General features: G+C 36.1%; 15 protein-coding genes. 6 read left to right on the forward strand and 9 right to left on the reverse strand.

All coding sequences use genetic code 11. The features are described from left to right. The first annotated feature begins 376 nt into the window (after positions 1-376). Both AACZ41_RS12450 and AACZ41_RS12455 read left to right on the forward strand, forming a co-directional pair. On the forward strand, positions 377-1351 hold the full coding sequence (locus AACZ41_RS12450; RefSeq protein ID WP_339628822.1) for a formylglycine-generating enzyme family protein: 975 nt from the start codon (positions 377-379) through the stop codon (positions 1349-1351). Between the two features lie 26 nt (positions 1352-1377). Then, complete coding sequence (locus AACZ41_RS12455; protein ID WP_339628824.1) at positions 1378-2724, forward strand: Gfo/Idh/MocA family oxidoreductase; 1347 nt, start codon at positions 1378-1380, stop codon at positions 2722-2724. Positions 2725-2890: 166 nt separating this feature from the next. Here the strand turns inward: AACZ41_RS12455 and AACZ41_RS12460 are convergent, their stop codons facing one another. The 3 genes from AACZ41_RS12460 to AACZ41_RS12470 all read right to left on the reverse strand — a co-directional run bounded on the left by AACZ41_RS12460 (position 2891) and on the right by AACZ41_RS12470 (position 8010). Then, on the reverse strand, positions 2891-3568 hold the full coding sequence (locus AACZ41_RS12460; protein ID WP_339628825.1) for a hypothetical protein: 678 nt from the start codon (positions 3566-3568) through the stop codon (positions 2891-2893). 252 nt (positions 3569-3820) lie between these two features. After that, the gene (locus AACZ41_RS12465) at positions 3821-5083 is read right to left on the reverse strand and encodes a serine hydrolase (protein ID WP_339628826.1); all 1263 of its coding nucleotides are present in this window, start codon (positions 5081-5083) and stop codon (positions 3821-3823) included. After that, positions 5083-8010: a PEP/pyruvate-binding domain-containing protein gene (locus AACZ41_RS12470; protein WP_339628827.1), complete on the reverse strand. Its 2928-nt coding sequence runs from the start codon at positions 8008-8010 to the stop codon at positions 5083-5085. Before AACZ41_RS12470 ends, AACZ41_RS12465 begins: the two co-directional genes overlap by 1 nt. Before the next feature lie 250 nt (positions 8011-8260). Between AACZ41_RS12470 and AACZ41_RS12475 the strand changes: the two genes are divergently transcribed. Beyond that, entirely contained in the window at positions 8261-8569 is a 309-nt protein-coding gene (locus tag AACZ41_RS12475) for a hypothetical protein (RefSeq protein WP_339628828.1), read from the forward strand. A 135-nt stretch (positions 8570-8704) separates the two neighbouring features. Beyond that, a complete protein-coding gene (locus AACZ41_RS12480) occupies positions 8705-9454 on the forward strand; it encodes an ROK family protein (protein ID WP_339628829.1) in 750 nt (249 codons plus the stop codon). A gap of 73 nt (positions 9455-9527) precedes the next feature. Here the strand turns inward: AACZ41_RS12480 and AACZ41_RS12485 are convergent, their stop codons facing one another. The 5 genes from AACZ41_RS12485 to AACZ41_RS12505 form a co-directional block, all read right to left on the reverse strand. Then, positions 9528-10430, reverse strand: coding sequence for a hypothetical protein (locus AACZ41_RS12485; protein WP_339628830.1), 903 nt, complete (start codon positions 10428-10430; stop codon positions 9528-9530). A 34-nt stretch (positions 10431-10464) separates the two neighbouring features. Then, positions 10465-11253, reverse strand: coding sequence for an SDR family oxidoreductase (locus AACZ41_RS12490; protein ID WP_339628831.1), 789 nt, complete (start codon positions 11251-11253; stop codon positions 10465-10467). A 292-nt stretch (positions 11254-11545) separates the two neighbouring features. Beyond that, entirely contained in the window at positions 11546-13345 is a 1800-nt protein-coding gene (gene typA / locus AACZ41_RS12495; RefSeq protein WP_339628832.1) for a translational GTPase TypA, read from the reverse strand. Positions 13346-14043: 698 nt separating this feature from the next. Then, positions 14044-14625 (reverse strand): hypothetical protein, encoded by a 582-nt coding sequence (locus tag AACZ41_RS12500; RefSeq protein ID WP_339628833.1) that lies wholly within the window; start codon positions 14623-14625, stop codon positions 14044-14046. An 89-nt stretch (positions 14626-14714) separates the two neighbouring features. Continuing rightward, positions 14715-15173, reverse strand: a complete 459-nt coding sequence (locus AACZ41_RS12505) for a hypothetical protein (RefSeq protein WP_339628834.1) — start codon at positions 15171-15173, stop codon at positions 14715-14717. Between the two features lie 192 nt (positions 15174-15365). Here AACZ41_RS12505 and kdsA point away from each other — a divergent pair, with 192 nt between their 5' ends. Beyond that, on the forward strand, positions 15366-16184 hold the full coding sequence (kdsA, locus tag AACZ41_RS12510) for a 3-deoxy-8-phosphooctulonate synthase (protein ID WP_339628835.1): 819 nt from the start codon (positions 15366-15368) through the stop codon (positions 16182-16184). Here the strand turns inward: kdsA and AACZ41_RS12515 are convergent. Further along, complete coding sequence (locus AACZ41_RS12515) at positions 16181-16561, reverse strand: DUF1801 domain-containing protein (protein ID WP_339628836.1); 381 nt, start codon at positions 16559-16561, stop codon at positions 16181-16183. The two genes, kdsA and AACZ41_RS12515, sit on opposite strands and share 4 nt — an antisense overlap. 78 nt (positions 16562-16639) lie before the next feature. Here AACZ41_RS12515 and AACZ41_RS12520 point away from each other — a divergent pair, with 78 nt between their 5' ends. Next, positions 16640-17545 (forward strand): phospholipase A, encoded by a 906-nt coding sequence (locus tag AACZ41_RS12520; RefSeq protein ID WP_339628837.1) that lies wholly within the window; start codon positions 16640-16642, stop codon positions 17543-17545. The last annotated feature ends 68 nt before the right edge of the window (positions 17546-17613 follow it).

Raw genomic sequence — 17613 nt, forward strand, 5'->3', positions numbered from 1 at the left:
GACCTTAAAAGGTTGTCCAAATTATTATATCCTAACGGAAATAACAATAAAAATAATACTTGTTTCAGTATTTGACCGACTAATGCCACAAGCAAATGAATAGTATTATTTAATCACTAGAATTACCATTGATACTTTACCAACTTTTTAATATTTAACGGTTCTACTATAAAACAAGCAACAGCATACGACTATATAAATCCATATTGAACATCAATATGTTATAATTATACGTCAATTATATGTTTATGAAGTATAAAACCAGCCTTTAAACTCGAGGTTTCGCCATAATCTGCAACATAAACCAGTTAAGGAGCGCTACACAAACCTTGTTTTTGTAAATCTTTTATTATTGATAAAATCTTATATTTAGGATATGATTTTATCAAAACATGTATTTACCCTTCTGTGCATTATTTTAATGAATCATTTGTATTCACAAGAAGAAATATTTCAAGATTACACACAATCTATAGGAGGTTCAAATTTAGGCATTGAAATGATTGCTATTCCCGCTGGAAGCTTTTCGATGGGGAGCAAAACGTCCGAAGAAAAAAGAGGTAAAGAAGAAGGCCCGGTACATACGGTGAAATTAAATTCTTTCTGGATGTCTAAGTACGAAATAACATGGGAGCTCTATAATCTATTCGTAAACAGAGCAATAGATAGTATTGAATCAAACAGTAAAGGCAAAGATTTAGAGATTGAAATTGATGCAATTTCAGGCGCAACTATACCCTATGTAGACATGAGTCTTGGTATGGGAACGAGCAAAGGTTTACCAGTTGGCAATGTAACACAATACGCTGCATCTCAATTTTGCAAATGGCTTTCTGCAAAAACCGGTCATTTTTATCGGCTACCCACCGAAGCGGAATGGGAATATAGCGCTCGTGCAGGAAGCTCAACCGCTTACTACTTTGGCGATGACCCCAAAATGCTTGAACAGTATGCTTGGTCTTATGAGAATAGTGAAGACAGCTATCATCCCGTAGGTCAAAAGAAACCTAACGCTTGGGGCTTATATGATATGCATGGTAATGTGGCTGAATGGACGTTAGACCAATATATCTCAGGAATTTATACGACTAGAGATGGTGTTACCCGATCACCTATAGAAATAGCTAAGGAAGAATACCCACGTTCTGTGCGAGGTGGTTCGTATTATGACGATGCTGAATACTTAAGAAGTGCAGCCCGCTTAGGTTCTAATGAGAATTGGAAAATGAGAGATCCGCAATTTCCAAAAAGCAAATGGTGGAATACCGATGCCCCTTATGTTGGCTTTAGAATTGTAAGAGATCCAAATGTGCCTAAAGAAACTGAAATCAACAACTATTGGGGCGAATAGTCCCTAAAACCTTAAAACCAAACAACATGAACGACTCTAAGAAAAAAAACAGTTTAAAACCGGAAAACTCGCGTCGAGACTTTTGCAAAAGCACAGCCATTGTGGGCGCGGGAATGTTATTGCCAGGTTTGGAAATGAGTGCAATGGCAAACGTCTTTAACGACAAAAAACTAAAATTAGCCGTCATAGGTTGTGGTGGTCGTGGTAGTGGCGCTGCAAACCAAGCCTTAAAAGCTGATGAAAATATAGAGTTGGTTGCCATGGCAGATGCTTTTCAAGACCAATTGGACAAAAGTCTACTGAACTTACAGAAAGAATTCGAAGGCACTAAAAAAGTAAATGTAAAGGATGCCCATAAATATGTGGGATTCGATGCTTACAAAAAAGCAATAGACCAAGCAGATGTTGTTATTTTAGCAACGCCACCAGGTTTTAGACCTTATCACTTTGAGTACGCTATTAATAATGGCAAACATGTCTTCATGGAGAAGCCCGTGGCCACAGATGCACCTGGTATTCGAAAGGTTTTAGAAATGGCAAAAATTGCCAAAGACAAAAATCTGAATGTAGTGGTAGGTCTTCAACGTCATTATCAAAATAATTATTTGGCCATTGCAGAAAAAATCAAGCAAGGTGATGTTGGTAAAATAGTATCCGGACAAGTGTACTGGAATAGTGGTGGTGTTTGGGTACGACCAAGACAAGAAGGCCAAACCGAATTAGAGTATCAAATGCGTAATTGGTATTATTTCAATTGGCTATGTGGAGATCACATTTTAGAACAACATATTCACAATATAGATGTTGCTAACTGGTTTATAGGTGAATATCCAATTTCTGCCCAAGGAATGGGTGGTAGATTGGTTCGAACAGGAAAAGACCATGGTGAGATTTTTGACCATCATTTTGTAGAATTTACATACCCAAGTGGAGCCGTAATTGCGAGTCAATGTCGCCACCAACCGGGCACTTGGTCTAAAGTGGGCGAAAATTTCCAAGGAACAAAAGGAAGTATTGACATGAATGATGCTGGCGCTGCAAGTATAATTGGCCTAGACGGTGAAAAAATGTTCGATTACCGAAATCGAAATGACCCTAATCCTTATCAAGTGGAGCATAATAGATTATTCGCATCGATTCGTAACAATGAAGTAATTAGTGATGCTGAAAACGGTGCTAAAAGTACCATGACTGCTATTATGGGCCGTATGGCAACCTATTCTGGCAAAGTGATTACATGGGAAGATGCTATGGCTTCTGAAAAATTATTGATGCCAAGTGAATTTACTTGGAATTCTACACCACCAAGTGTACCGGGCCTGGATGGTATGTATCCAATTCCTACCCCTGGTGTTACTGAGGTTTTGAGTTAAATACAAACAGTGTTTGATAATTCGTTTAAGAATTAACCAAAAATAAAAATGCCTGCATATGAATTTATGCAGGCATTTTATAACATCAAAGAACTAAGAACATCAATTAAATATTGAGGTTTTGATGTTAGATATTTTTATATTATTCACCTAACTCTGTAATTTTTTACTCGTATAATTTTTTACTCTCCACAATGGCAATGTTCAGCTCTTGCATAATACCATCTACACGACCTTCTATACTTTTCATTTGGTCGTTGATGTTATCAAAAGAATTTAGAGCTGCAGCTACTTCTAACGCTTTTACAACTTCTACAGCATCACCATGTAAAAGCTTTAACTTATCGATAGCTTTTGAGGTATTGGCCAACGTACCGTTATATTTTGTTCGGACTTTTCCTATGGCTCCTACTAATGTTTTTTTACTGGTTATATCATTTAGACTATTGGTCTGTTTTTCCATCGCAGCAAAAAGATTCGAAGCCTTTTCTTTTAAATCATCATATTCTTTATTGAGGTTTTGCTCACGACGATCTACTTTCTCCCAATCGCCATATACCTTTGCAAATTCCTTATCCTCATTTTTGGTATCCTCCAATGCACTTTTTAGGGCATTCAATGATTCTAGATCTTTGTTTATTTTTTTATTGGCGATCTCTTTCTTGTCCTCAAATGCGTTTACTTGAGATTTAAATTTGTCTTTTAAACGAATTAGGTATTCGGGACTTTTATCTTTCCAACAAGAGGTTAATGAAAGCGCAATTACCGCAACGAATAGTGTTCTTAAACATGAAATAATATCTTTAGTTAATGGTTTGGCAAAGATACATATTCCGAGAAGCATTCAATTTTGAAATGAATTTGTAAAAGCGTCTACTATACACCCATATTTCTTGAATTGAAGCGAACATTTACAAGTCATCAACACCTGTATGACCAAAGGTTTGTATTGCCCCTTACTGTGGACATTCATGTAATATTGTAACATTTTTTTACCAAAGCGGGAGTGAGTCTTTTCAAGTTGCTTCTATTAAACAAAATAACCTGCCACACAACCCACGGCAGGTTACTTAATATTTTCCAAGATTAATATTATTTACCCCTTACGTATTAATTTATCGATATTACCTGCTAAATACATGTGATCGCTGGCAGAATTCTTACGTAATACGTTCGTCATCAACACCACCATATATCGGCAATTATCAGGATGCTCTACGATTATAACTGAATTCATAAAATTGGTAACGTTACCCATATATTTACCACAAGCTTCCCCTTTACTTCTATCACATTTGTATAAAGAACCAGATTTAAAATATACTGCGGCTTCTTTTAAAGCAGGTGATTGTGCGTAACGTATTCTTCGATCAGTCATATACATTAACCTTTTCATTTCTAAGCTTGATGCCTCATCAACAACCTTACCTTGCTCTAATTGAACCAAGAACTTCATCAAGCCTTGTGGCGAACCGATACTACCGCCTTTATCTCCAACATAGGTATTTGCACCTCTAGTAAAAAAACTACCCAAACGCCACTCATCGGAAGTAATGCCTAAATCACGTAATGGTAAATTCACCACATCATTACTTAAATCAGTCAATTCTTTTCTTGGAGTTTCTTTAAAATAGGCATCGGTTTCCTCTTGTGTTAAATCAGGATATTTATCACCAAAAGCAGCCATTAAAAGCACTTCCCGCCAAACAATACTTGCTGCACCATTATTACTTACAGATAACATGTGATCCGCCCATTCGTACAGCGTAAACACATCACTTGCGATTACCTGGCGTTTCACCAATGTATTCTTCTCGATATTATAAATAGGAATGGTATGCTCGTCAGTTAAGCCCCACACTCCCGCTTTTACCGATTTGTTCTTTAAAAGCTCGGTTCTTTTTTCGAAAGAATCTGGATATATTTTGGCCAACTGGGTAAAGAGTCCGTTGAGGACAGCCAATTTACCTACACTACCTGGCTGATAACCTGCCGTTTCATTACGCTCAGCATAACGCACATTCCCAGGGTCTGATATATCTAATACCGTTAAGGAGTAACTTTTATCTAAACCACGAAACAATGCGCTGATTTCTTTCTGAAAATCTTCATTTACTTGCATTAACCCCATGACGCTATCACTCTTTCTTGACAGTAAATTCAATTGAATTTCACTAAATGATTTCAATGCCCCTACAGGTAATGCTGTGGCGTCTTTAATCTCACCACTTTTTATTAGCTCTAAACGCTTTAACCGTTTTATGCCCGTATGCTCGTAACCGTCAATTGGGTAGTATGTATATGTTGTAAATGCGGAAGCAGAAAAAACTACAACCAGTAATGCTAAAATTTTCTTCATTATAATTTTGTACTTAAAGAGATTTCTTTCTCAATATTAATTTTAGGAGTAATGGACTCTAAATACCCAGAACTCACTGCTTTTTTATTCTCTACAAAAGGTCGTATTTGAAACAACCACAATTTATCATCTTTAAAACCAAGCTCTACATCATAAGCACCTTCGTAATCGGAATTGGTAGCTTCAGGTAAGGTCTTACGAATAGTGTTTGCCAAGATTTTAATTTTATTTAAGTTCTTTTCATTGACCACCCTATTTTGAAACGTTGCAACTTTCTTGGCAGTACCACCTGTAGCAGGTAATGTAGTATATAAAGGCTCGCGCGCAGGAGCTAACAATCTATAGCCACCTGCATCATAAATAGTATAGGTCTCTGCCGATTGCCCATCTACGGCACCCCCTGCACCCCTACTGAAAGCAACGGTCAAATCTTTGTCATTACCAGTATTGATTCCTTTAGTTATCAATACTCCGGAATAATCTACATCTACACTAGGTATCACCAAAATTGAAGGAAAAACGTTCTCAGGATTCAACAAATACTTTTGGCGCCATTTAAAGCTACGCTCCGTATATGGCGATGCCCATACTTCTTTTACTCCCTTTAAAATTTTCCCCTTGTCAAGAACATTGAATAAAGTAAGATTAAGTCCTGCACCGGTAAAATCCTTCAAATCCTCCATGTTCGTATCACTACGCAAGAACACGGGAATTTTACCAAAATCAGAACCTAAGACCGTTTTAAACTTCGTTTCTAACTGATTCATGAAATCAGTTTTTAAGGGCATTTTCTTAATAGCATCTCTTAAAGTTTCTAATTGTCGTAATTGATAATTCTCCACTTCAGGTTCAGAAACTCCTGCAGTTCTCATACGTTCTGCCTCAATGAACATCGCATTCAAATACTCCCAATATGAACTATTGGCACCAGGCATTTGCTGGTCCATATGATCTCTAAAAATTCCGAACGGAATTACTAATCCTTCAACTACTTGCTCTGGAAACATTTTTTTCAATTGCCCTAAGTTAGCTGCTTTTGGTCCGCATAATGCTCCTGAATCACTCGCGTCTACATCACGCATATTAAGCACATCGGTATTCTTTAATTGAATTTTTTCAATAGGCACTTCAATTTTATCCGTATTACGCTCTTTCTTCACAAAAAGTCCGCGCTCTTGATCGGTCATTTTTGATTCTGCCTTAATAATCACATTACCTTTATTCGAAACAGCATAAAATACACGGTCACCATCGTACTTCTTTAAACTTTGAAGATTTGCATCGGATAATGCTGCATTCGGTATTCCTAGATTACGCGCCAATAGTTGCACGTGAGAAACCATATTACCTTCCGCAACTGTTGCGATACCTGCAACCGGCTTCAAATCTGACGGTGAACGTTGAAAGATATAAATCTTATCAGAAGACACTTCAATATCTTCAGAAGAACCATCTACTACCACCAATTCGCCGAATGCATACCCAGGATTCAATCCTCTAAATGTACTCTGATTCGGAATATCCATTACCATATTGGTAAGTGCAGATTCTTTAGCAATAAAATCGCCTAATTCTCCAACACTTTTTCCCAAATGCAAAGCAACAGAACCTCTAATTCGGTCATCAATAAAAGCATATGATTTTGGTTCAAATGTAGTATAGGTATCGACAACCTCTTGGTAATTTGCTTTTACCATTGCTGCACTCCATTCTACTGCAGCTCTTGCCGTTTCTAATACTTGGGTTAATTCTGCCAAGCTTAATTGATCTTGGCCGAACTTACTTAAGGTACCAGAGATTTGCTCCCATTCCCACAACTCTAAATATCCGGCACCAACCGATGCCGTAGTTAGCGCGCATATTTTTTCCAGTTGTCCGCTTACCGTCGATGGCTCCCAATTTGGTGCATTTTGAAATATTAGTTCTTCTAGTTTTAAAGAAATATCCAATAATTGCAAACGCCCAATTGGTCGTTTTTCCTCTAATAATCCTTCTCGAATATCTAAAAGTAACTGCGAAGCTTCGTTAACCAAATATGAAGGTGTCTCATTACTAGCTTTCCCCTGAATAAAAGCTTGCACCTTATCTCCTAAGGTGGTGCCTTTCACTAATTTCGATTTATTCAATAAGGATTGAACATCAACGGGCTTAAAAAAGGTTTGCATGGTTACCACAAGGCCATCAATTTTTTTATTTAAATCGGTAGTTAAGGACTTCTGATTTTTTGCTTTAAAATCTAGTATTTTTTGAATATCCGATTTTTCAGGCTGGCTGTGAATTTTGGTTCTCAAATCCATAAAAGGCAAGTAGATATCCGAAATAACTTTCGATTCGCTACGCATTAATTGTGCTACATTATCATCGCCATAATGCGGTATGTCTTTTAAAGATTGTCTTAGGAAGTAAAAATTATCAGCGACTACAACATCCTTTACCAAAATCCACTTATAAAAACCGATACCCCAAGCTTCTTCATCTTCTACCTGAACGGAGCCTCTATAGAATTGACCTTTTTGATTCACCCAGCCATCATCAATAAGACGAAGATATTTATCTATCTGATATTGCTTTAAGCGAGAATGATTATGGTCCATATCCCATAAATCATCATTTATAGAATAGGCTAAAATTTGACCTAAAAAGATATGATTACTTTTACCCAAGGCGATAACTTCATCTTTATATCTTGCATGCTGTACACCAGGGCCTATATTATCAGGACAAGGATCTTTTGGCTGCCTTACACTACCATCAGTGCAAAACCAACGAATATCTTTATAAGGTCCGCGTATGTCATTCTTATATTTATTAACCAATGCCTTTACATTATCGTCCGACAACGGTGACTGGGAGAAAGAAATATGGACCGCAGTAAAAAGTGCAACAAAAAGTATACTGTAAAAGGAATATGTGTTACTATTTTTCAATTGAATTGTGTTGAATTATTCATCAAAGGTAGTATCAAATTGAGCTACAAACCTATGTATCGTCAAATTATTTTAACACAATAAACCAAAATTAGCATACTGACGTACAGGTATTTAGGAATACAAAAATCTTTCATAATAAAATGATAAAATAAATCGTAATTCAACTATTTATAGTTCATTTGTATCAACTTTTATTACAAGTTATGTGGACCAAAAAAATTAATAACTAAACTAAATAATTAAAAAAATGAAATCGATTTTAGTAGTATTATTCGTAGCTTTTACTTCATTATCAAGCGTTTACTGCCAAGATGCAGAAAAAATGAACGGAACCTTTGTAAGCTATGAAGATGGCGTATATGTTTTTACAGATAAAGACGGCTACAATGCAGAGTTTACCAATGTGAGCGATGAGGTTAGCCAGAAATACGATTTAACCAACAAAACTTATATAGGGAAACAATTCATTATCACTTTCATTGTAGATACAGAAATGGATGAATTTGATGAAGAAATTCAAGTAAGCACTATCGTAGATCTGTTTATGCCGGAATAAAACAATTAAAAGGACCAAAAAGGTCCTTTTTTTATACCCTATTTTTTTTCAATACCACTAAAAATATCTCCTTTTAAAACTCACTTCGAAGAGCCGATTCTTTTTCGTTTCTTTGTATTTCATAAGAAAAATAAAATGACTTTACTTGGTATTGATGTAGGTGGCTCTGGAATTAAAGGAGCGTTGGTTGATTCGGAAACCGGAGAAATGATTTCTGAACGCTTTCGAATTCCGACTCCTAATCCTCGAACACCAGACGCAATGGCCGATGTTATTGCAGAAATTGTTGCCCATTTCAATTATAAAGGCAAAGTGGGTTGTGGTTTTCCAACCATCATCAAAAACGGTGTTTGTAAAGCTACTGGTAATTTAGACCCCAGTTGGTTAGGTGTAAATGTGGAAGAGTTATTAGAAAAGAAAACCGGACTAGATTTTACCGTAATAAATGATGCTGATGCCGCGGGTTACGCCACTATGAATTATGGCATTGGTAAAGGCGAAAAGGGTTTGGTCGTTATGATTACCATTGGCACCGGTTTAGGTAGTGGTGCCTTTTTAGATGGTAGATTAATTCCTAATTTTGAACTTGGCCAAATACCGTATAAAAAATATTCGAAAATTGAATTATGGGCTGCAGGATCTGCAAAAGACCGTGAAAAATTATCCTATAAAAAATGGGGTAAGAGATTCAACACATTCTTAGAATTTGTTGAATTAATTATTTCTCCAGATTTAATTATTCTTGGTGGTGGTGCATCAAAGGATTTCGACCAGTTTAAATCTCAAATAAAAATTGACACTAAAGTTATTCCTGCGGAATTACAAAATCATGCCGGTATTATTGGTGCTGCAGTAGCTTCTCAATACAAAATCAAAAAAGCTTAACAATTAGCAAAAAGCATATTAAAAATCCCAAAGATATCTTTGGGATTATTTTATTTTAAATAACTAAAACAAATTATTCATTTAGAATTTTGGCATCTTTTGGAACATCAAAAAAATCTTTTGGCAAATCATTTTTGAAAGAAACATTAGAAACATCTATTTTAGTAATATACTCTCCAGGCTTTTCATCTTTAGTTAACCAATGCGTTTTATAACTCGTCGGAAACAAAATACCATTAACCGTATTTTCTCCTATCACTTCCATAAACTTTTCAGGTGCATGCCCACCATCTTTAAAATACTCAGGATAAGAAACGATATAACGTATAGCGGCAATTTTATGCGACTCTTCACCAAAGTAAAGTATATAATAATCATCAGGAGCATCACCTGTGCCAGCATCAAAAGTTACCTTAACCACATCTTGCTTTTGCTCTTTATAAGAAACTTCTGGAAGCAACTCTAAATTCACCCCTTCACCATCCAACACAAAAGGTTGACCATAAAAATACAACGGCGTTAGCGCCCAAAATTTGGTGTCATATTCAAAAGAGGTGCTATCTTTTGTTTTTATCCAAGCTTGTTCACCTGTCCAACCAAAATGAGCTGCACTATCAGTTGCGCTGGTATGCACTGCCCTATTACTCCATGTATCTACTATTTGGTAACTATCTCTAGGTGTTTTTCCATCTTGTGGCTGATAATTGAAACGAAAAGATAACGGACCGTTAGCATACCAAGTAACCAACCCACCATGGGCTTCCATTGCATTCCATACTACTTTTCCGGCTTCAGAGCTGTTTAGTTTTTCTTTAGCTTTTGCCGCACGGGATGTTACCCACGAATCTGGAATTGAGATAACACTACTTTCAGCAATCTTTTCAATGGTAGTTTCATTAACAGGTTTAGGAGTTTCATTACAGGAAACAATTACTGCAAATACAGATAAAAGTGAAAATTTGTAAAGTAATTTCATAGTTGTGTACCGTTAGTTTATTTCCCAATTATGATTACACGGCTTTATGATCTAAACTAGCTGTTTTTCGTTGCTCATAATTTTGTGCCACCAGCATATCAAGTTCTGCCGGAGCCTCAAAATTCAAACGATTTTCTTTAAGTCGTTCCTCACCACCAAAAATTACTCGAATTTCTTTATTCAACATACCCTGTATGGAGCGTACGGCCACAAACTCTGGCGAATCCATTTTTCTCCCTTTAAATTTTTGCATCATTTCAGTATCCGTAGCTGTTGGAAAAGCACAGGTTACAGAAATCTTAAAAGGTGCCAACTCACGTCTCATAGAATCTGAAAATTGACGTATCGCAGCTTTGGTACTTCCATAAACAGCATAGAAAGGCATACCGATCAATCCTAACCCAGATGAAATATTCAAGATATAAGCATCTTCAGAAAACCTTAAAAGAGGAATGCAGTACTTTGTCAACAACATAACCGCCGTTAAGTTTACAGCAACTTGATCATACAAGTCTTCATCCTGTATATCCTCTAAAGGACCTGCGGCAACAATACCTGCGTTATTGATCAGAATATCTAAATGTCCCCATTTATCCTCAATACGTGCCGCAGCATCTCGCAGAACTTGAATATTGGCAACATCTCCCGCAATTCTAATAAAATCTACTTCCTTATATTCTTCTGATAATTGTTTTAAATTTTGCTTATCACGAGCTATAATGGCAATATTGGTTACTCCTTCTTTAATCAAGTTTTGAACCATACATTTTCCAATACCGCGAGTACCCCCGGTGATGAGTACATTTTTACCTTTTAGTTGCATAATACTATTAGTTTGAGTTGAGTTTTAATTGCACTTTAAATTAGATAAAATTCTATGCAGAAACGAAGAAAAATGAAGGATGCATGCATTATTAAGGAAGTAGGAAAATGTATCTTAATTTTTTGCATTTTTCTTAATCTATGTACAGTAATTAACAATATGTCAGCCAAGTAAAACCAAAATAAGAAGCCTTTAGAATTCTTATCAAAACTATAAAAGTAAAAAAGCCACCTGAAAAGGTGGCTTTTACTATTAAAACATAAAAAGCCCCTCCAAAAAGAGGCTTTTTTACTTATGCTATTTTATTACGCTTACGGTCATTTTCCGTTAAGTAAATTTTACGAAGGCGTAAATGTTTAGGAGTAACCTCAACATACTCATCTTTCTGAATATATTCTAAAGCTTCCTCTAAAGAAAACTTAATTGCAGGAACAATCTTAGCTTTATCATCTGCACCAGAAGAACGTACGTTAGACATTTTTTTAGTTTTCGTAATGTTTACAGTCATATCATCGCCACGAGAATTTTCACCGATTACTTGACCTTCGTAAATATCTTCACCTGGATCAACGAAGAACTTACCACGATCCTGTAATTTATCGATAGAATAAGGAATTGCTTTTCCTTTTTCCATAGAAACCAATGAACCATTTTGACGTTGAGGAATATCACCTTTCATTGGCTGATATTCTAAAAAGCGGTGTGCCATAATTGCCTCACCAGCAGTAGCTGTTAACAATTGGTTACGAAGACCGATTATACCACGTGATGGAATTTGAAACTCGCATAACATACGATTACCTTTTGCTTCCATTTTAGTCATCTCCCCTTTACGAATAGATACCATTTCTACAGCTTTACCAGAAACCTCATCTGGCAAATCGATAGTTAAATGCTCGATCGGTTCACATTTTGCACCATCAATTTCTTTTATGATTACTTGTGGTTGCCCAATCTGTAATTCATAACCCTCACGCCTCATAGTTTCAATCAGAACAGAAAGGTGTAAAACACCACGACCGAAGACTAAAAACTTATCAGCACTATCAGTTTCATTAACGCGTAAAGCAAGGTTTTTTTCCAATTCTCTTGCCAAACGATCTTTAATATGTCTTGATGTTACAAATTTACCATCCTGTCCAAAAAACGGACTATCGTTAATGGTAAATAACATACTCATTGTAGGTTCGTCAATAGTAATAGTTTTTAATGCTTCAGGGTTTTCCAAATCGGCAACAGTATCACCAATTTCAAATCCTTCTACACCTACTAAAGCACAAATATCACCAGTTTCAACTTCTTGTACTTTCTTACGACCAAGACCTTCAAAAACAAAAAGTTCTTTAATTTTAGATTTCACAATAGAACCATCGCGTTTCACCAAAGAAATCTGTTGTCCTTCTTTTAAAGTTCCTCTTTGCAATCTACCAATAGCGATTCTACCAGTAAATGAAGAGAAATCTAAAGATGTAATCAACATTTGGGTATTACCTTCTTTAGGTTCGAAAGTAGGCACATGCTCAATCACCATATTTAAAAGTGGCTCAATATTATCGGTTTCATTTTTCCAATCATCACTCATCCAATTGTTCTTTGCAGAACCATAAACCGTAGGGAAATCTAACTGCCATTCTTCAGCACCTAGTTCGAACATTAAATCGAAAACCTTTTCATGTACCTCTTCTGGAGTACAGTTTTCCTTATCGACCTTATTTATAACTACGCAAGGTTTTAAACCTAAATCAATAGCTTTCTGTAATACAAAACGCGTTTGAGGCATTGGTCCTTCAAATGCATCTACCAATAACAATACACCATCTGCCATGTTCAATACACGTTCAACTTCACCACCAAAATCGGCGTGACCAGGAGTATCGATAATATTTATTTTAGTATCCTTATATATAACGGAAACGTTTTTGGAAGTAATGGTAATACCACGTTCTCTTTCCAAATCGTTATTATCCAAAATTAAATCGCCTGTATTCTCGTTTTCACGAAACAAGCTACAGTGGTACATTATTTTGTCAACCAAGGTGGTTTTACCGTGGTCAACGTGCGCAATGATCGCAATATTCTTTGTAGTGGACATAAGGTCTATTTTAAGCGTGCAAAGATACTTCAATTTTCAATAGCTACACTTAAACTTATGTTATTTTTATCTTATTGATTTTGAGAGGGTTTGCTAAAGTAATACCTCCTTTTTTCTTTCACCTATTACCCAACCTAATCTATCATCTATTAAAATTCCAGGAGTTGTATCAAATTCATCTACTAAAACTTCAGGTCCAAAAGAAATACCCCAGTAAAAACCTTTAGGCCTAGTTCTCCGAATACCATATACATTTACAAGGTTGCAATAGTAGTCTGATTCGTATTCTAAATCTCCAATGAGGGGCTGGCCGAATTGAAACTGATTTAAAAAGCCAAGGTAGTTTCATGAATTTTCAGCAACATTTTTACCTTTTCTTAAACGCCTTTCCAAATTATTAAAGTACCTAAATTCTTTACCTATACCAGGGTAAAGTCCAAAATTTGTTTCTCCGTCAGACCCTCCTTTGAGTGCAAAACCTAAAAAGCCTTCAAAATTCAATGTCGTTTTATCGCCAACTCTCAATTCTTAAGGCACACCTGGCGCCAAGACATTAATTTTAAAAGTCCATTTTCTACCAATTTGTTAGTTTGTGCTGAAAGTGAAAAAGCTGAACATAGAAGAGTAACAAGAATTATGGTTTTTCTCATGGGAAAGATTTTTTTTTGTTTTTAACAGGCAGCAAGAATCAGGCCCAATTAATCAAAAACAGGCTTTCTAGCTTTAGGTTTGGTGGGTACCCAGCCAAAAGTGAAATTAAAAAGAGGACCATAACCGCTTGGCACGCCATCACCTTGATAATAACCCGCGCCCAATTCCGCATTAAAATTAAAGCCCTTTTCATACGTACGTTGAATACCATAGAGCATGCCGTAAAATCCGATATTGAAATCCTTGGGGCCTTCAATATCCGTAGTTACTCTTAGCCGTGAAAAGAAAATGGTGTTTGATAAGGCAATATAATTTCCTGAGTTCCCGGATACATTTTTACCCATATCCAATCGTCTATTAAAATTATGATAATACCTAACCCTATTATGTAAAGCATAACCAAAAACATAGCCTTCATCATAACTGGCCAAACCAAAACCAGTGGATCCTGAAGCACTCACATTTCTAAATAACCCTATTTCATAACTAATACCAGGATTTATCAAATTCAAGGTCACTTGATGCCGTTCTAGATTCACTATTCCAGAACCCTGTTCGGCAATACTTCTAACTTGAGATTGAACAATTTGTGCTGTGAAAAATAGAAGAACTAACGTAATTTTTTTCATGTGGTTGGATTGAAGTTGCATTTAAAACTAATCGTTTATAAAAACGTAACCACCTGATTTAAAGAAATATTAAGAAAATATTTGCGACACTACCTGCCAACGCACCAACGTTTTTCACTAACGATCCAACCTATACTTAAATTGGCAACCGGATATATAGCTCCATCAAATTGACCAACATAATACGCACCACCTATATCAACAGAAAAATTGAATCCTGAATTAAAACTACGCTGCAATCCAGTGACTATACCTGCATAACCAAAAGCACCTTTTACAATTTCATTTTCAATGGTTCGCGTACCCGGAAAAAAGATCTCAGCTGCGGGAGCAACATAATTCGCCGAGTTGCCATAAATCTCTTTTCTATTTCGTTGCCGTTTCTCGAAATTATAATAGTAGCGATATTGACCAGCAATTGCGGGCAGAAATGCCAACTCGTCATACACCTCTGGCAGCAGCGGATCTAATGCAACTTGCAACCCCGCTTTAATATCAAAAGTAGTATTGGTTCCTAATGCCATCTCATATTCGAACCCAGGATTCATCAAGTTGATTTTCACCTGCCTTAATTCGCAATTTTTTCCAAACTGAGCATTCGCTTGGCTTATTGCTATAAAAAATAAAAACAGGGCTGAAGTATATTTAAAAAACATTTCGGATTGGGGTTTTCGACAATCTTATCCTTATAGAACAGGTAGCTTCTGAAAATAGTATCTTTGTCCAAAAATATTCGACGAATGAACCTATCCTTAATACCACAAATAAAACATACCGATAGAAATAACTTTTTTCTACTTTCTGGCCCTTGTGCCATTGAGGGTGAAGATATGGCCTTACGTATTGCAGAGCATATTGTTACCATAACAAATGACCTTAAAATTCCCTATGTATTCAAAGGAAGTTTTAAAAAAGCAAACCGCAGTCGGTTAGATTCATTTACGGGTATTGGGGATGAAAAGGCATTGAAGATTTTACGTAAAGTTTCTGAAACTTTTAAAATTCCGACCGTAACGGATATTCATACAGAACAAGATGCCGTTATGGCCGCTGAATATGTAGATGTATTGCAAATTCCTGCTTTTTTAGCACGCCAAACCGATTTAGTCGTTGCAGCTGCTGAAACAGGCAAAACTGTAAACATCAAAAAAGGACAGTTTATGAGTCCCGAAAGCATGAAACATGCTGTAAATAAAGTTACCGAAACCGGCAACCAACAAGCTATTATTACAGACCGTGGCACTATGTTCGGTTACCAAGATATGATTGTTGATTTTAGAGGTGTACCGACCATGAAGCAATTTGCACCTGTCGTGTTAGATGTTACCCATTCATTACAACAACCTAATCAATCTTCAGGTGTTACAGGCGGTAGACCAGCACTAATTGGTACTATGGCACGAGCAGGAATTGCTGCAGGTGTTGACGGACTTTTCATAGAAACCCATTTCGATTGTGCCAATGCAAAAAGTGATGGTGCTAATATGCTTGATTTGGGATTGATGAAAAAGTTGTTGACTGACTTGGTAGCACTTAGAACTGTAGTAAATCAGTTTTAACCTAAGTTTTCTCGCTTATAAAATCCGTTTTGACGAACTGAATATGCATCTTTCAGTACATCGGTTAGAATGTTGTTATCAATCTCTTCTAGAGTAGCGTAACGTAATGAACGTACTACTTTTCGTTTTTCGGAAATTAGTACGTTCAAATGTTTAGTAAGGTGTGCAGAATTCCAAAAAGCGATATCTACAAACTGTTTTTTATGTGATGCATTCAAATAGCAAATGGGCGATTTACCAATGTAGAAACAAGGAATATTCCATTTATATTTTAATTCTACTTGTGGCAATGTAGACTCAATCATCATTTGCAAATGCAAAAGAATACTACGATACGGCTCTGGCTGATTTAAAATATATACCTCAGCTGGTTTCATGATTGAATTACCATTAATATGTTAAAGACTACTGCTAACGATTTCAAATATATAGTTTTGCGTTTTTAAATTAATTTAATGTTCAAAAAAATAACTTTCGCATTTAGCTTTATTATTTTCTTCTATAGCCACTTTAATATATTTGCACAAGATCCTGAAGAAAAGAATTGGATAGGTAAGAATAGTAAAAGCCTTTCTGAGTTATGGGAATTGGGAGATGAGTATCATAGGGGCACCTTTTTAATTACCACGTACAAACCTATATACCTTACTGTTGCAAAATATTCTACTAATCCTAACGAATTTCCTGTAGCCGAAAACTCTACTAAAGTTTTAGATGCCCCGGTAAGTTTAAATGCTGTTGAAGCAAAATTTCAGGTTAGCCTAAAAACAAAGATTTTTCATAATATGTTCGATGGCCATATGGATTTATGGATGGGCTACTCACAAACCGCATACTGGCAAATTTATAATACGGAGCGCTCAAGACCATTTAGGGAACTAAATTATCAACCAGAAATTATAGCCAACTTCCCAGTTAAATTTAAGTTTCTCGGTTTCGATACCAAAATGATAGGTGCGGCAATAATTCACGAGTCAAACGGACAATCAGACCCTATTTCTAGAAGCTGGAACAGGATAGCTTTTCATGCCGGTTTTGAACGTAACAATTGGCAGGTTATGCTTAAACCTTGGATTCGAATAGGTAGTAAAATAGATGACAATGAGAATATTTCAGATTTTATTGGAAGAGGTGAAGCCAACATCACCTATGATTTAGGACGACAGCGTTTTATGGCAATTGCGCGGCATTCTCTAAATTATGGAGACAAAAGTAAGGGCAGCATACAATTGAATTGGTCATTCCCGATTTTTGAAAATTTCAATGGTCACCTACAATTATTTGATGGGTATGGTGAAACCCTAATCGATTATAACCATAGACAAACAACTTTTGGTTTAGGTGTGTCTTTAATTAATTAATCATTTTTTAATCTAGCCCATCATTTGATTATCGGTTGATATGAGTTGATTTTCATACATTTGAACAA

Source organism: uncultured Maribacter sp., assembly GCF_963974015.1.
GTDB lineage: Bacteria > Bacteroidota > Bacteroidia > Flavobacteriales > Flavobacteriaceae > Maribacter.

Bases quoted from the DNA above. Each gene is read 5' to 3' on its own strand.
- AACZ41_RS12450 (WP_339628822.1), top strand. From the start codon at position 377: ATGATTTTATCAAAACATGTATTTACCCTTCTGTGCATTATTTTAATG.
- AACZ41_RS12455 (WP_339628824.1), top strand. From the start codon at position 1,378: ATGAACGACTCTAAGAAAAAAAACAGTTTAAAACCGGAAAACTCGCGT.
- AACZ41_RS12460 (WP_339628825.1), bottom strand. From the start codon at position 3,568: ATGCTTCTCGGAATATGTATCTTTGCCAAACCATTAACTAAAGATATT.
- AACZ41_RS12465 (WP_339628826.1), bottom strand. From the start codon at position 5,083: ATGAAGAAAATTTTAGCATTACTGGTTGTAGTTTTTTCTGCTTCCGCA.
- AACZ41_RS12475 (WP_339628828.1), top strand. From the start codon at position 8,261: ATGAAATCGATTTTAGTAGTATTATTCGTAGCTTTTACTTCATTATCA.
- AACZ41_RS12480 (WP_339628829.1), top strand. From the start codon at position 8,705: ATGACTTTACTTGGTATTGATGTAGGTGGCTCTGGAATTAAAGGAGCG.
- AACZ41_RS12485 (WP_339628830.1), bottom strand. From the start codon at position 10,430: ATGAAATTACTTTACAAATTTTCACTTTTATCTGTATTTGCAGTAATT.
- AACZ41_RS12490 (WP_339628831.1), bottom strand. From the start codon at position 11,253: ATGCAACTAAAAGGTAAAAATGTACTCATCACCGGGGGTACTCGCGGT.
- typA (WP_339628832.1), bottom strand. From the start codon at position 13,345: ATGTCCACTACAAAGAATATTGCGATCATTGCGCACGTTGACCACGGT.
- AACZ41_RS12500 (WP_339628833.1), bottom strand. From the start codon at position 14,625: ATGAAAAAAATTACGTTAGTTCTTCTATTTTTCACAGCACAAATTGTT.
- AACZ41_RS12505 (WP_339628834.1), bottom strand. From the start codon at position 15,173: ATGAATCCTGGGTTCGAATATGAGATGGCATTAGGAACCAATACTACT.
- kdsA (WP_339628835.1), top strand. From the start codon at position 15,366: ATGAACCTATCCTTAATACCACAAATAAAACATACCGATAGAAATAAC.
- AACZ41_RS12515 (WP_339628836.1), bottom strand. From the start codon at position 16,561: ATGAAACCAGCTGAGGTATATATTTTAAATCAGCCAGAGCCGTATCGT.
- AACZ41_RS12520 (WP_339628837.1), top strand. From the start codon at position 16,640: ATGTTCAAAAAAATAACTTTCGCATTTAGCTTTATTATTTTCTTCTAT.